Here is a 13,463-nt window from a genome sequence, read left to right on the forward strand (position 1 = left end):
CCGGGCTTAACGCTTCAGTTGCGCCTCGCGCGCGGCCTTCAGCCGGGCGAAGTCGTCGCCAGCGTGGTGCGACGAACGCGTCAACGGGCTGGACGACACCATCAAGAAGCCCTTGGCGCGTGCGATCGCCTCATAGGCCTTGAACTCTTCGGGCGTGACGAAGCGGTCGATGGCGGCGTGCTTGCGGGTCGGCTGCAGATATTGGCCGATGGTGATGAAGTCGACGCCGGCGGAACGCATATCGTCCATCACCTGCATGACCTCTTCCTTGGTCTCGCCCAGGCCGACCATGATGCCGGACTTGGTGAACTGGTTGGGGTCGCGCTCCTTGACCATCTGCAGCAGACGCAGGGAGTGGAAGTAGCGGGCGCCGGGCCTGATCTTCAGATACAGGCGCGGAACAGTTTCAAGGTTGTGGTTGAAGACGTCCGGCTTGGCGTCGATCATCACTTCGGCCGCGCCATCCTTGCGCAGGAAGTCCGGCGTCAGAATTTCGATGGTGGTGCCCGGCGCCTGGATGCGGATCTGGCGCACGACCTCGGCGAAGTGGGCGGCGCCGCCATCAGCGACATCATCACGGTCCACCGAAGTGATCACGACGTGGTTCAGACCCATCTGCTGCACAGCCAGACCGACCTTGCCGGCTTCTTCCGGGTCCAGCGGCTGGGGCAGGCCCGTCTTGACGTTGCAGAAGGCGCAGGCCCGCGTGCAGGTGTCGCCCATGATCATCAGCGTGGCGTGCTTCTGGCTCCAGCACTCGCCGATGTTCGGGCAGGCCGCTTCCTCGCACACCGTCACCAGCCCCTTGGAGCGGACGATGTCCTTGGTGGCGTTGTACTGGCCCGAGCCGGGCGCCTTGACGCGCAGCCAGTCAGGTTTCTTCAGAACCACCGTCTCCGGACGATTCTGCTTCTCCGGGTGACGGAGCTCGGAGGGCTTGCGCTGCAAGGTGTCGATCAGGGTGACCATGACCGGTATTTCGGACTTCAAAGCCGTTTAGGCAAGCCAAACCCGGTTACAGATATGCCGCAGGCGTGATCTGGCCTTGGAACTCACGGCGCGTAACATATCTTTTCAAGATGACGCGGCGTCATTAATGACAGATGCCCGAACAACAGAGAGGGCCGGTGGCGCCCTCCGTAGGAGACGCGTTTGCGCCAGGCTCTGGATCCCTCGCTGTACGATGCCTCTTTGATCGACGCCCTGGTCGAGGCCCGCTCAAGGTTCGGCGACAAGGAAATCCTTGAAGATCAGGACAGGCACCCCCTCACCTACACCGGCCTGATCCGCGCCGCCTTCGTGCTGGGGCGCAAGATCGCCAACATGACGCAAAAGGGGGATCGGGTTGCGATCCTGCTGCCGTCGTCGATGGGCGTGGTCGTCACCTTCTTTGGCCTGCATGCCCACGGGCGGGTGCCGGTGATGCTGAACTTCACCGCGGGCGAGGCCAATCTGAAGGCGGCCATCAAGGCGTCAGGCGTCAATAAGGTGCTGACCGCCAAACGCTTCATTGAACAGGCCAAGCTGGACGACCTGATCGCCGAACTGACGACCGTGGCCGAGGTCGTCTGGCTGGATGACGTGCGCAAGACCATTGGTCTGGCCGACAAACTGTATGGTCTGGCCGCAGGCGCCGCGCCCAAGCGTTTCCGCGTAAAGACCGATCCTGATGCGCCGGGTGTGGTCCTGTTCACCTCCGGCAGTTTCGGCACGCCCAAGGGTGTTGTGCTGAGCCAGAGGAATCTGGTCGCCAACGCCCGTCAGGTCGCCGCCCACATCGACCTGAAGCCCGACTGGGTAATGTTCAACCCGCTGCCGACCTTCCACTGTTTCGGCCTGACCGGCGGGGTGATCCTGCCGCTGCTGCAGGGACTGAAGGCCTTCCAGTACCCATCACCGCTGCACGCCAAACAAATCACCGACCTGCTGCCCAAGGTGAAGGCGTCGATCCTGTTCGCGACGGACACCTTCCTGAGCCAGTACGCCCGCGTCGCAGAGCCGGACGATTTCGCCACCCTGAAGTTCGCCGTCGCTGGCGCCGAGAAGGTGCGCGAGGAAACGCGGGCCCTGTTCAACACCAAGTTCGGCGGCGTCGAACTTCTGGAAGGCTATGGCGCGACCGAGGCCTCCCCCGTCATCGCCGTGAACCATCCCGACTATAACGCGCCCGGCACCGTGGGTCAGATCCTTCCCGGCATCGACTGGAAACTGGAGCCGGTCGAGGGCATCGACGGCGGCGGCCGTCTGTTCCTCAAAGGCCCGAACGTCATGAGCGGCTATGTCACCCAGGCGGAACCCCTGGCCTGGGATCCGGTCGGCGAAGACTGGCTGGACACCGGCGACATCGTCGATGTCGATGCCGAGGGCTACATCACCATCAAGGGCCGCGCCAAACGCTTCGCCAAGATCGGCGGCGAGATGGTGTCCCTGACCGCCGTCGAAGGGATCGCGGGCGCGGTCTGGCCCGAACAGCGCCATGCGGTCATCTCCATCCCCGACAGCCGCAAGGGCGAGAAGCTGGTGCTGGTCACCGATCACGCCGACGCCGAGGTCGCCCCCCTGGCCGAATGGGCGCGCAACAATGGCGCGCCCGAGTTGATCGTGCCCAAGAAGATCGTCAAGGTCGCAGAAGTGCCCGTCCTGGGCACTGGCAAGACAGACTATGTCGCCATCCAGAAGATGGTGGAAACCGACAAGGCGGCCTGAGCCGTCCCCGCGTGCGGATCAGCCGCACGCCCGTCATAGAAATCGATCCGCCGTCGATGCTGTCGTTGAAAAACGCGACCGGCTCTCCCGGCTCCTGTTGCGCGGCGACATAAAGAACCGGCAGATAGTGCTCGTCCGTCGGCACGCTCAGTTGCGCGTCTTCCGCCAGTCCGACCCAGTTGATCAGGGCCTCGTGATCGCCGCGTTCGAAGGCGTGTTTCACCGCCTCGTTGAAGCTGGTCGCCCAGGCATAGGGTTCGGCGCCCGCCTCCCGCTTCCAGGTCCGCAGATTGTGGACGAAATCGCCTGACCCCGCGATGATCACCCCTTCATCACGAAGAGGCCGCAGCGCCTTGGCCAGTTCATAATGCTGGCGCGCCGTCAGGCCCCGATTGAGCGATAACTGCACAACGGGAACATCAGCCTCCGGCCAGACGTGGACCAGGACGGACCATGTCCCATGGTCCAGTCCCCATTGCTGGGTCTGGACGGCGCCCGTCAGTTGCGCCACCCGCGCCGCCAATTCTGGTGAACCGGGCGATGGATACTGAACATCATGAAGCGCCTGCGGAAAGCCGCCGAAATCATGGATGGTTTCGGGTCGCTCCTGTGCTGTCACGCCCAGGCCGCGCGTCTCCCAGTGGGCGGAGACCATGACGACGCCCTTTGGCTTTCCGACAGACAAACCCAGATCGCGCCATGCCTGGGCGAAGGGTCCGCCCAACGCATTCATCGGCGAGCCATGCCCGAAGAAGAGCGCTGGCTGGCGGCCCGCCACGCCAAACGGCGCACCATTGCGATCTTGATCGGCAGTCATGGTCTGAAAACTCCATCTTCGACGCAGCAGCTATTCGCCACCAATACAGTTTCAGATTTGGGGCGTTGCGGTGGTTCGGTCAAGAGCCGCCAGAATTGGACTGGCATCGCTGAATGGACAGACGGCGTCATAAAAGGCCGTGGCGGCGGGCGTCTTCACTCCACGCCGGGCATGAAACCGATGCTCCATGACCATCGCCTGCTGCTCGATGTTCAACGCATCCCAGTGACAGGTCGCATCCGCCACATAGGAATAGCTGGCGACGCTGTCCCCGGCCTTCAGCTTGGCGAACAACAGGTTCACGCCCTGCTGCGCCTGCCAGACGTGGGTCAGTTCGTGGACCAGAACCCCTTGCACACCCAGACCCGCCGACGCGAAATCCTGAGCCAGTGCCCGCGCGGGCCAGACGATCCAGTCCCGTCCGAACCAGCGCCCAGCGACAAAGGCCCGCGCGAACGGCCAGCCGATCAGCCGCACCTTATCCAGACGAATGGCCTCTCCGAACGCCTCACGCGCCAGCGCGGCCTCGCCATCCGTCAGGGCGCGAATGAGTCGTTCCACGGCTGCACATACTCCCAGTGCCAGGGTTCAAAGACATAGGGCACAAAGCCAAAACGTCCCGCATTGGCGACCAGCCACTGATAGGTCGCGGTGCGGCTCATATGCTGACGGCTGGCGGCGCTGGTGGAATCAACGCCCATCCCCGCCAACTGTCCCACATACAGATCAACAGCCGTCCCTGTACGGTGTGGAGAACAGACGGCGCGACGCAGGCCATCACAGTTTCGATCCTGAGCGCACCGTGCCGCATCCGCCTCCGGGTCACGGAAGCCGGAGAATATCTGCAGCAATTCAGGATCAGACGCCGCCTCTGGCACCTCCGCCCGCGCGGCTGCGACCAGTCGGCGGTAGGCGTCCAGCACATCACGCCTCAGCAGACGCGTCAGACGATCCGCATGTTCCTCGGACGCCACCAGATAGCCCAGTTGGTTGATCGGCGGCGGCTCAGGACATTCCTGACGCAGGCGCGCCATCACGAAGGGGCGTCGCTCCTGCCACACGCCGCGAAACACCTGAAAGGTCGCGGTGTCGAACACGCCCGTCGGCGGCAAGCCATAGGTCTGCTGAAACGTCGCTAATCGCGTGGCGAAGATCGGCGTTCCCGGCCCGCAATCCGTACCGATCTCATGCTGGATCAGCGGCAGATAGGTCTCCCACCCCCACTCCGACGCGCCGAAAGGCGACCATTCCAGCGTGTAGAAGGAGGCGGCATTCGCCAGCCCTTGTTCGTTCCAGTCGCCAGTGTCGGCGTGACAGGGACCAGAGGCCCGTGCGCCACTGGCCGCCATCACCGCAAGCCCAAGGGTCAGAAACGCAATCAGACTTCGCAACATGGCGACAGGAAGCCCCAAGCCGTCCGTTCCGACAACCCCGAATGCCTGACCTGTGATCGCACATGTCCCTGTGCAAGCTTCATCAATCGCTGGCATGGTGACGCGCGGCCGACTCGCGCCGCGCCGTTTCGGAACGACGCATGTCGACCGCCCCTGCGACGACCGCCCCCCGGCGCTCCAACGCCGTGCTGGCCGCTTTTTCCGGCCCCTGCCTGCCATTGGCGGCGTTCGGCGTCGCCCTGCCCGTCACCCTGCCCGAGTTTTACGCCACCCATGTCGGTTTGGAGTTGGGCGTCGTCGCCGCCGTCTTCATGGCTGTGCGGCTGATCGACATCGTCTTTGACCCCTTCATCGGCTGGGGCATGGACAAGACCAAGACGCGGTTCGGCCGCTATCGCCCGTGGATGGCGATTTCGACGCCGATCCTGATGCTGTCGGCCTTCATGATGTTTGTCGTGGTCCAGCCCGGCGCAGGCCCCGCCTATCTGTTTGGCTGGCTGCTGGTTCTCTACCTCGGCTTTTCGATCGGCACTCTCGGCCAACTGGGCTGGGCGGCGGTGCTGGCGCCTCAGTATGATCAGCGCAGCCGCGTCTATGGCTGGTGGCAGGTGTTCAACATCATCGGCGTCATCCTGATCCTGGTTCTTCCGACAGTCGTGGTTCAGACCGGCATCGGCACCTATGCCGACGGGGTGCGTATCATGGGTTGGGCCATCCTGATCGCCCTGCCCCTGACCATCGGTCTGGCCATGTTCGCGGTGCCTGAGCCGGTCAACTCGGGCCAGCAACCGCATGGCGGGGCCAGCGCCTATCTGAACCTTCTGACGATGCCGACCGTGCGCAAGCTGCTGATCGCGGACCTGCTGCTGGGCGTTGCGCCGGGCATCACCGGCTCGCTGCTGTTCTTCTTCTTCGGTCAGATCAAAGGCTATGACCACAGCCAGGCTGGCCTGTTCATGCTCTGCTATTTCGTCGCCGGCCTGTGCGGCGCCCCCATCTGGGCCTGGCTGGCCACCAAGGTCGGCAAGGACAAGGCCCTGGCCATCGCCAGCCTGATCTTTGCAGTTCTCTATATCGGTGCGACTCTTGTGCCCGGCGGCAATTTCGCGGTCACGGCGGTGGTCATGTTCATCGCGGGCCTGCCCTATGCCGCCGGCCTGTTCCTGCTGCGCGCCATGATGGCGGACGCAGGCGATGAGGTTCGGCTAGAGACCGGCGTGGACCGTACTGGCCTGATGTTCTCAGTCCTGTCCGCAACGACCAAGATCGGTCACGTCGTGGCACTGATCCCTTACATCATCCTGCAACAGGTTGGCTTCAAGGCGTTGCCGGGGCCTGAGGGCAACAGCGAGTTCTCGCTTCTGACCCTGCAGGTCCTGTTCATTCTGGTTCCCGGCCTGCTTCTGGCCGCCGCTGCCTTGGTGCTGAAGGGCTATCCGCTGACGCCCAAGCGTCACGATGAAATCCGGCTGGCGCTGGAAGCCCGCGACGGAGCCCGTTCTTGAGACCCATCGACCGCCTGCTGGGCATCATGGAGAAACTGCGCGACCCGGACGGCGGCTGCCCCTGGGACGTGGAGCAGACCTTCGCCACCATCGCCCCCTACACCATCGAAGAAGCCTATGAGGTCGCCGACGCCATCGAGCGCAATGACCTGACGGAGTTGAAAGGCGAACTGGGCGACCTGCTGTTCCAGGTCGTCTTCCACGCCCGCATGGCCGAAGAACAGGGCCTGTTCGCCTTCGACGACGTGGTGACCGCCATCTCAGAAAAGCTGGAACGTCGCCACCCGCATGTGTTCGGCGAGGAAGCCCAGCGGTCCTCAAAAGAACAGACCGTCGCCTGGGAGGTCATCAAGGCCGCCGAGCGCAAGGACCGCAAAAAGCCCGGTGTTCTGGATGACGTGCCTGTGGGCCTGCCCGCCCTTACCCGCGCGGCCAAACTGACCAAGCGCGCGGGCCGCGTCGGCTTCGACTGGCCTTCGACCGACGAGGTGTTCGACAAGCTGGCGGAAGAGGTCGAGGAGTTGCGCGTCGAGATCGCTGCGGGCGACAAGGCCAAGGCGCGCGAAGAGCTGGGCGACCTGCTGTTCGTCGTCGCCAATCTGGCCCGGAAGCTGGACGTAGAGCCCGAAGACGCCCTGCGTGCCACCAATGCCAAGTTCGTCCGCCGCTTCGGCTTCATCGAGGCAGAACTGGCCAAGGACGGGCGCACCCCGGATCAATCGACGCTGGAAGAAATGGATCGCCTCTGGGACGCCGCAAAGGCCGCAGAGAAGACCGCCGTAAAGAACTGAGTGCCGCGCGTGACCTACGACCTGATTATCTTCGACTATGACGGCGTCGTCGCCGACAGCGAACTGCTGACCAGCACCATCATGGCGGATGAACTGACTGCGTTGGGCCTGCCGACCACGGTGGATGAAGTGCTGAGCGAATATGTCGGGCGGCGCTGGCGCGACAACCGCGCCCTGGTCGAGGCACGGCACGGACGTCCCTGCCCGGATGAGTTCCATGTCAACTATTCACGTATTTCCAGAGAACGCGCCCAGGCAGAACTGGAGCCTGTGCCGGGTCTGATCGACTTCCTGAACAGCCGAACCGAAACCCGTTGCATCGCCTCGTCCAGCGGACCGGACTGGCTGTCACTGGGGCTGAACAGGTTCGGCCTGTCGGAGATGTTCGCGGACCGGGTTTACAGCGCCGCCCTTCATGTGAACCGCGGCAAGCCACATCCCGACGTCTTCCTGTATGCAGCCGAGACGCTGGGCGTCGATCCGGCACGGACGCTGGTGATCGAGGACAGCGAGGCGGGTGTTCAGGCTGGCCTGTCCGCCGGCATGACGGTCGTCGGCCTGACGGCGGGCGGGCATGTGCGTGATGGTCTGGCCCAACGTCTGGTCGCCAAGGGCGCGCATCATGTGGCGGACAGCTATGACGCCGTCGCCACCTTCATGGACCGCTGATCCCTACAGGTAGCGGATTTCCTGCAGGTCCACTTCGCGGATCATCCGACGGGCGGTGACTTCATCGATCTGACGCAGACGCATCAGACGCCCCAGTTCCGACCGTTCCGCCGCCAATCCGGCCAGCCACAGCTCACGCTCGACCCGGTCAATCTTGCGAGTCATGGCGGCGTCATCCTCTTCGCCATGTGTGTGCGTCTCAATCCGGCGGCGATAGACCTCCATGATCCGGCTGGCGACTTCGGAATAGAGGTCCGGGTCAGGCTTGCTCTCAGCCATGGCGTGTGAGGCGTCTTCAATGGCGCGCAGAGCGGCGGATGCAGCAGCGACCCGGCAGCGGTCTTCTTCCACATCGTGCGACGGTTCGGGCGGCAGTTCGACATTCTGAAGCAAGCGCGGCAGGGCGATGGTCGCCACCAGCAGCGACACGATAATCACCCCCGCAGCCAGGAAGATCGCCAGATTTCGCGAAGGCAACAACGTCCCGTCCGCCACGAAGAACGGCAGGGTCAGAATGCCCGCCAGCGTGATCGCCCCGCGCACCCCCGCCAGCGACATCACCATCGTCAGACGCAGCCCCACCTTGGGCGGCGGCCCTCTGTGCAGACGTCGGAACAGGGTCAGTTTCAGCGACGTCCAGACCCAGATGAACCGAAGCGCCGCCAACGCCGCCACGATGCCGAACACATAGACCGCTAGCCACCAGACCTCTGGTCGGCTGGTCCCGGCGACCACTTCAGCCGCGCGCGCCATGATCGACGGCATTTGCTCGCCCAGGATCACGAAGATGAAGCCGTTGGCGACGAACTGAACCGTATCCCACACGACACCCCGCCGGATGCGGGTGATGGCCAGTGACTGGGTTCCACCGACGCCGCCACGCTCGGTGAAGCTCATGGTGATGCCCGCCGCCACCGCCGCAAGAATGCCGGACGCCTTCAGCTCTTCCGCGACCAGATAGGCGGCGAAGGGGATCAACAGGCTGATCAGAACCTGAGCGCCTGCATCCTCGCCCCACCGCTTGTTGACCCAGTTTTTGGCCCAGCTGATCGCCATGGTGACCAGAACCCCGACCGCGACGCCTGCGACGGCCAGCCAGGCGAATGTGCCGATGGCATGCCCGATGGAGAAGGCGCCCGTCGTCGCCGCGATCACCGCGATCCGCATGCAGGTCAGGCCGGTCGCGTCGTTCAGCAGGGACTCGCCTTCCAGAATATGCATCAGCCGCTTGGGGATCGGCGCCCGCGCGGCGATGGCCTTCACTGCGATAGGATCAGTCGGCGACAGGATGGCGGCCAGGGCGAAGGCCACCGGCAAGGGCATCTCCGGGATCATCCACCAGATCAGGAAGCCCAGGCCGACGACTGTGAACAGCACCAGCCCCAACGCCAGTTCCAGGATCACCGCCCGATCCCGAAACAGCGCCTCCTTGGGAATGCGCCAGCCATCCAGAAACAGCAGCGGCGGCAGGAACAGCAGGAAAAAGACATCCGGCTCCAGATCCACCGTGCTGCCGGTGATCAGAACCAGCGACGCGCCCAGACCGATCTGCACCAGAGGCAGGGCGATCCGCGTGATTTTGGCAATCGAGCCCGACACCACAACGGCCAGAAGCAGCAGCAGTACGGTCTCGATCAGATGCATGTGTCAGTCGACCAGGTCGGGATACAGACGCTCGAAACGTCCGAGCGCCGCAGGATGCAGCCGCACCGTGACATGAGTGCGGCCATCGTCGTCAGTATCGCGGAACGTCACCCGCCCATGCTCATACAGCCAGGCCAGCGCCTCGCCCTGTTCAGGGGCCAGCGTCAGCCGTGTCTCGGGATCGTCGTCGATCAGACCAGCGATAGTCGTGCGCAGGGGCTCGATCCCCTCGCCTGTCCAGGCGGACACGGCGACCGCCTCACCTTCCCTGGCCAGACGTTCGGCCTGACCGAGGACGGCCTCGCGCGCCTCTTCGTCCAGCAGATCGATCTTGTTCCAGACCTCCAGAACCCGACGGGTCTTGCCCTCGGGCGTCTCGATCTGTTTCAGCACCGCCTCGACGTCCTTGGCCTGGGCGTCGCTGTCTGCGGAAGCAATGTCGCGGACGTGCAGGATCAGGTCAGCTTCACCGACCTCTTCCAGCGTGGCGCGGAAACTTTCGACCAGTTCGTGCGGCAGGTCGGAAATGAAGCCGACGGTGTCCGCCACAATGGCCGGTCGCCCCTGCGGCAGACGGATCGTGCGCTGGGTTGTGTCGAGGGTGGCGAACAGCAGGTCCTTGGCGAAGACCTCTGATCCCGTCAGCCGATTGAACAGCGTCGACTTGCCCGCATTGGTGTAGCCCACCAGTGCGATCGTCGGGAAAGGAACCTTCTGGCGCTGTTTGCGGTGCAGGCCGCGCGTGCGACGCACCTCTTCCAGCTCAGCCTTCAGTTTGACGATCCGGTCCGCGATCAGACGCCGGTCCAGTTCGATCTGGGTTTCGCCGGGACCGCCGGTCGAGCCGGTGCCGCCGCGCTGGCGCTCAAGGTGGGTCCAGGTGCGCACCAGACGCGAACGTTCGTAGTCCAGCCGCGCCAGTTCGACCTGCAGGCGGCCTTCCTTGGTCCGCGCACGGCGTCCAAAGATTTCAAGGATCAGGCCGGTGCGGTCGATGACCTTCACCTCCCAGGCCTTTTCCAGATTGCGTTGCTGCACCGGGGTCAGGGCGTCGTCGATGATGGCGACGTCGGCCTCGGCCGCGCGCATCAGGGCGGCCAGTTCCTCGACCTTGCCAGTTCCAAACAGGGTGGCGGGCGTGACCTTGCGGACGCGCACGATCTCCTCGGCCTGGATGTCCAGATCAAGGGCGCGGGCAAGGCCGGTCGCCTCCTCCAGCCGTTCTTCGGCCAGACGAGGCGATTCCGACCGTCCGTCGGGGTGGATGACAACCGCCCGCTGAACCGGGGCGGCGTGATCAATAAGTTTTTGGGTCAATCAATCTTCTTCGGCGTCGGGCTCGTACAGTTGCACGGGCGCGGACGGCATGATGGTGGAGATGGCGTGCTTGTACACCAGCTGGGACTGGCCATCGCGGCGCAGCAGCACACAGAAGTTGTCGAACCAGGTCACGATGCCCTGCAGCTTGACCCCATTGACCAGGAAGATGGTCAGCGGCGTCTTGGTCTTGCGGACCGAGTTGAGGAAGGTGTCCTGAAGGTTCTGACGTTTGTCTTGCGACATGGCAGGTTTTTCCTGTTCTTTGTTGTTCGTCGCCGATTAGCCGGCGCGGGGCCGGAACGGCCGGAGGCGACCTTAAACGCCGTCTCCCCGCTCGGGCAACGGCCTAAATGGCGTCTCTTCGCGCCTGTTCAAGATAAAGGGCGCGCAGCCGCGTCGTGATCGGCCCAGGCTTTCCGTCACCGATCCTCGCCCCGTCAATCGATATGGCGGGGGTGACGAAGGCGCCGGCTGCGGTGAAGAAGGCTTCGCGGGCCCGTTTCGCTTCGTCGACGCTAAAGGCGCGCTCGTCCAGTTCAACGCCATGTTCCGCAATCAGGGCCATCAGGCTGGTGCGCGTGCAGCCCTTCAGGATGCTCGCCTGCGTATCGCGTGTGCGCAGCTTGCCATGCTCATCGACAATCCAGGCGTTGGTCGAGGTTCCCTCGGTCACCAGCCCCATGTCATCGACCAGCCACGCCTCATAGGCGCCCGCCTCACGCGCGGCCTGTTTAGCCAGAACATTCGGCAGCAAACCCACCGTCTTGATGTCGCAACGCCCCCAACGGATATCCGGCTGGGTCAGAACGGCGACACCCTTCAACGCCTGCGCCTCACCGCGCGACAGATTGACGGACTTGGCCGTGACGATGACGCTGGGCGGCGTATCTGCATGTGGAAACGGATGATCGCGACGTGACGTACCGCGCGTGATCTGCAGATAGACCAACCCGTTGCGTACACGGTTGCGCCGGATTGTCTCGCGCAGCACCTGCGTCAGGGCGGCGACCGACATGGGGATATCGATCCGCAACTCATTCAGACTGCGGTGCAACCGCGTCATATGGCCGTCGAAGTCCGCCAGCCTGCCGTCAAACACCGCCCAGACCTCATAGACGCCGTCAGCGAACTGGAAGCCGCGATCCTCGATATGGACCACGGCCTCCCCATGCGGGCTGTAGCTGCCGTTCACATAGGCGACGCGTGACATCAGGCCGGTTCGTCCTCTTCACCGCCCCGCGCAGGCGATACGCCCAGCGACTTCAGTTTGCGGTGCAGGGCAGACCGCTCCATGCCGATGAAGGCGGCGGTCCGCGAAATATTGCCGCCGAAACGCATGATCTGGGCCGCCAGATACTCGCGCTCGAACACCTCACGCGCCTCACGCAGCGGCAGGGCGATGGTGCGTTCTGCGCCCAGAGACGGCGTCGCCCCGTTCGATGTCGCCACCTCCTGCGGCAGCATGTCGGCGGTGATCGTCTCGTTCGGATCGCCAGTCGCCAGGATCAGCAGGCGTTCGATATTGTTGCGAAGTTGGCGGATATTGCCCGGCCAGGGGTGAACCTGCAGCACAGCCACGGCGTCGTCACCAACCACCCGCTTGGGCAGACCCTGAGCCGCGCTGATGGTGTCCACGAAATATTCGACCAGTTCGGCGATGTCCTCGCGCCGTTCCGACAGGGCCGGAACCCGGATCGGCACCACGTTCAGGCGGTGGAACAAGTCTTCGCGGAACTTGCCCTCTGCGATTTCGGCCTTCAGGTCGCGTGAGGTCGAGGTGACCACGCGCACATCGACCTGCACGTCCTGTTCGCCGCCGACCCGACGGAACCGCTGATCGACCAGAACCCGCAGGATGCGGCTCTGGCTTTCGCGCGGCATGTCGCTGATTTCATCCAGATACAGGGTGCCGTTGTGGGCGCGCTCGAACACGCCGATCTTGCTGGGACGGCCGTCCTGGCCTTCCTCGCCGAACAGTTCGAGGTCCAGACGTTCCGGCGTCATGCCGGCGGCCGAAATAGCCACGAACTCGGCCCGCGCACGGGGGCTGCCCTCGTGGATCTGGCGCGCAACCAGTTCTTTGCCCGAACCGGCCGGGCCCGAGATCAGAACACGGCTGTTGGCCTGCGCCACCTTGGAGATGGTGCTGCGCAGGGCCTGCGCTGCTTGCGAGCGACCGATCAGGCCTGACGGCGTCATAGTTGCGGCGCGCAGACGACGGTTCTCACGCCGCAGGGTCGCCGCTTCGATAGCGCGTTCCACCACCACCACTAGCCGGTCGGATTTGAACGGCTTTTCGATGAAGTCATAGGCGCCGCGCTTCAGCGCCGTCACCGCTGTTTCGATGTTGCCGTGACCAGAGATCATCACGACCGGCAGGTCGGGGTCGATCTCCTTGACGACTTCCAGCAGTTCCAGCCCGTCAAGGCCGCCGCCCTGCATCCAGATGTCCAGAATGGCCAGAGAAGGCTTGCGCGCACGAATAGCCGCCAGCGCCTCATCGGAGTTGGCGGCCACGCGCACGGCATGACCTTCGTCCTCCAGAAGGCCGGACACCAGATCGCGGATATCAGCCTCATCATCGACGACCAGAATGTCGGAACCAGTAGGTCGCATC

Annotated in this window: 13 protein-coding genes; 4 read left to right on the plus strand and 9 right to left on the minus strand. The window is 64.0% G+C overall.

Annotated elements, in window-relative coordinates; translation table 11 throughout:
- Positions 1-6: 6 nt before the first annotated feature.
- On the minus strand, positions 7-969 hold the full coding sequence (gene lipA, locus QZ281_RS16130; protein WP_292230121.1) for a lipoyl synthase: 963 nt from the start codon (positions 967-969) through the stop codon (positions 7-9).
- Between the two features lie 183 nt (positions 970-1,152).
- On the opposite strand from lipA, the gene QZ281_RS16135 reads away from it, so the two are divergent.
- Positions 1,153-2,706 carry an AMP-binding protein gene (locus QZ281_RS16135; protein ID WP_292230123.1) on the plus strand — a complete coding sequence of 518 codons (1,554 nt, stop codon included), beginning with the start codon at positions 1,153-1,155 and terminating at the stop codon, positions 2,704-2,706.
- Here QZ281_RS16135 and ygiD read toward each other — a convergent pair.
- Genes ygiD through QZ281_RS16150 form a run of 3 tightly spaced genes read right to left on the minus strand, consistent with a single transcriptional unit; the run spans position 2,618 to position 4,917 of the window.
- Positions 2,618-3,523 (minus strand): 4,5-DOPA dioxygenase extradiol, encoded by a 906-nt coding sequence (gene ygiD, locus QZ281_RS16140; protein ID WP_292230125.1) that lies wholly within the window; start codon positions 3,521-3,523, stop codon positions 2,618-2,620. The two genes, QZ281_RS16135 and ygiD, sit on opposite strands and share 89 nt — an antisense overlap.
- Before the next feature lie 51 nt (positions 3,524-3,574).
- Positions 3,575-4,084 carry a hypothetical protein gene (locus QZ281_RS16145; protein ID WP_292230126.1) on the minus strand — a complete coding sequence of 170 codons (510 nt, stop codon included), beginning with the start codon at positions 4,082-4,084 and terminating at the stop codon, positions 3,575-3,577.
- Complete coding sequence (locus QZ281_RS16150; RefSeq protein ID WP_292230128.1) at positions 4,060-4,917, minus strand: M15 family metallopeptidase; 858 nt, start codon at positions 4,915-4,917, stop codon at positions 4,060-4,062. The genes QZ281_RS16145 and QZ281_RS16150 overlap by 25 nt, the downstream gene beginning before the upstream one ends.
- 140 nt (positions 4,918-5,057) lie before the next feature.
- On the opposite strand from QZ281_RS16150, the gene QZ281_RS16155 reads away from it, so the two are divergent.
- Genes QZ281_RS16155 through QZ281_RS16165 form a run of 3 tightly spaced genes read left to right on the plus strand, consistent with a single transcriptional unit; the run spans position 5,058 to position 7,882 of the window.
- The gene (locus QZ281_RS16155) at positions 5,058-6,422 is read left to right on the plus strand and encodes an MFS transporter (protein ID WP_292230130.1); all 1,365 of its coding nucleotides are present in this window, start codon (positions 5,058-5,060) and stop codon (positions 6,420-6,422) included.
- The gene (gene mazG / locus QZ281_RS16160; protein ID WP_292230132.1) at positions 6,419-7,213 is read left to right on the plus strand and encodes a nucleoside triphosphate pyrophosphohydrolase; all 795 of its coding nucleotides are present in this window, start codon (positions 6,419-6,421) and stop codon (positions 7,211-7,213) included. The genes QZ281_RS16155 and mazG overlap by 4 nt, the downstream gene beginning before the upstream one ends.
- 9 nt (positions 7,214-7,222) lie before the next feature.
- Positions 7,223-7,882, plus strand: a complete 660-nt coding sequence (locus QZ281_RS16165) for an HAD family phosphatase (RefSeq protein WP_292230134.1) — start codon at positions 7,223-7,225, stop codon at positions 7,880-7,882.
- 3 nt (positions 7,883-7,885) lie between these two features.
- On the opposite strand, the gene QZ281_RS16170 is transcribed toward QZ281_RS16165, so the two are convergent.
- The 5 genes from QZ281_RS16170 to QZ281_RS16190 all read right to left on the minus strand — a co-directional run bounded on the left by QZ281_RS16170 (position 7,886) and on the right by QZ281_RS16190 (position 13,462).
- Positions 7,886-9,526, minus strand: a complete 1,641-nt coding sequence (locus QZ281_RS16170; protein WP_292230136.1) for a Na+/H+ antiporter — start codon at positions 9,524-9,526, stop codon at positions 7,886-7,888.
- A gap of 3 nt (positions 9,527-9,529) precedes the next feature.
- Entirely contained in the window at positions 9,530-10,843 is a 1,314-nt protein-coding gene (gene hflX / locus QZ281_RS16175; RefSeq protein WP_292230137.1) for a GTPase HflX, read from the minus strand.
- Positions 10,844-11,089: an RNA chaperone Hfq gene (gene hfq, locus QZ281_RS16180; RefSeq protein ID WP_003164861.1), complete on the minus strand. Its 246-nt coding sequence runs from the start codon at positions 11,087-11,089 to the stop codon at positions 10,844-10,846. It abuts the gene before it with no gap.
- A 103-nt stretch (positions 11,090-11,192) separates the two neighbouring features.
- Positions 11,193-12,056, minus strand: a complete 864-nt coding sequence (locus QZ281_RS16185) for a D-amino-acid transaminase (RefSeq protein WP_292230138.1) — start codon at positions 12,054-12,056, stop codon at positions 11,193-11,195.
- Entirely contained in the window at positions 12,056-13,462 is a 1,407-nt protein-coding gene (locus QZ281_RS16190) for a sigma-54 dependent transcriptional regulator (protein ID WP_292230140.1), read from the minus strand. Before QZ281_RS16190 ends, QZ281_RS16185 begins: the two co-directional genes overlap by 1 nt.
- Position 13,463: the final 1 nt, after the last annotated feature.

Source organism: Brevundimonas sp., assembly GCF_018608325.1.
GTDB lineage: Bacteria > Pseudomonadota > Alphaproteobacteria > Caulobacterales > Caulobacteraceae > Brevundimonas.

What these genes read in the sequence shown, in the direction of transcription:
- lipA (WP_292230121.1), bottom strand. Translation starts at nt 969, where the DNA reads ATGGTCACCCTGATCGACACCTTGCAGCGCAAGCCCTCCGAGCTCCGT.
- ygiD (WP_292230125.1), bottom strand. Translation starts at nt 3,523, where the DNA reads ATGACTGCCGATCAAGATCGCAATGGTGCGCCGTTTGGCGTGGCGGGC.
- QZ281_RS16150 (WP_292230128.1), bottom strand. Translation starts at nt 4,917, where the DNA reads ATGTTGCGAAGTCTGATTGCGTTTCTGACCCTTGGGCTTGCGGTGATG.
- QZ281_RS16155 (WP_292230130.1), top strand. Translation starts at nt 5,058, where the DNA reads ATGTCGACCGCCCCTGCGACGACCGCCCCCCGGCGCTCCAACGCCGTG.
- QZ281_RS16170 (WP_292230136.1), bottom strand. Translation starts at nt 9,526, where the DNA reads ATGCATCTGATCGAGACCGTACTGCTGCTGCTTCTGGCCGTTGTGGTG.
- hfq (WP_003164861.1), bottom strand. Translation starts at nt 11,089, where the DNA reads ATGTCGCAAGACAAACGTCAGAACCTTCAGGACACCTTCCTCAACTCG.
- QZ281_RS16185 (WP_292230138.1), bottom strand. Translation starts at nt 12,056, where the DNA reads ATGTCACGCGTCGCCTATGTGAACGGCAGCTACAGCCCGCATGGGGAG.
- QZ281_RS16190 (WP_292230140.1), bottom strand. Translation starts at nt 13,462, where the DNA reads ATGCGACCTACTGGTTCCGACATTCTGGTCGTCGATGATGAGGCTGAT.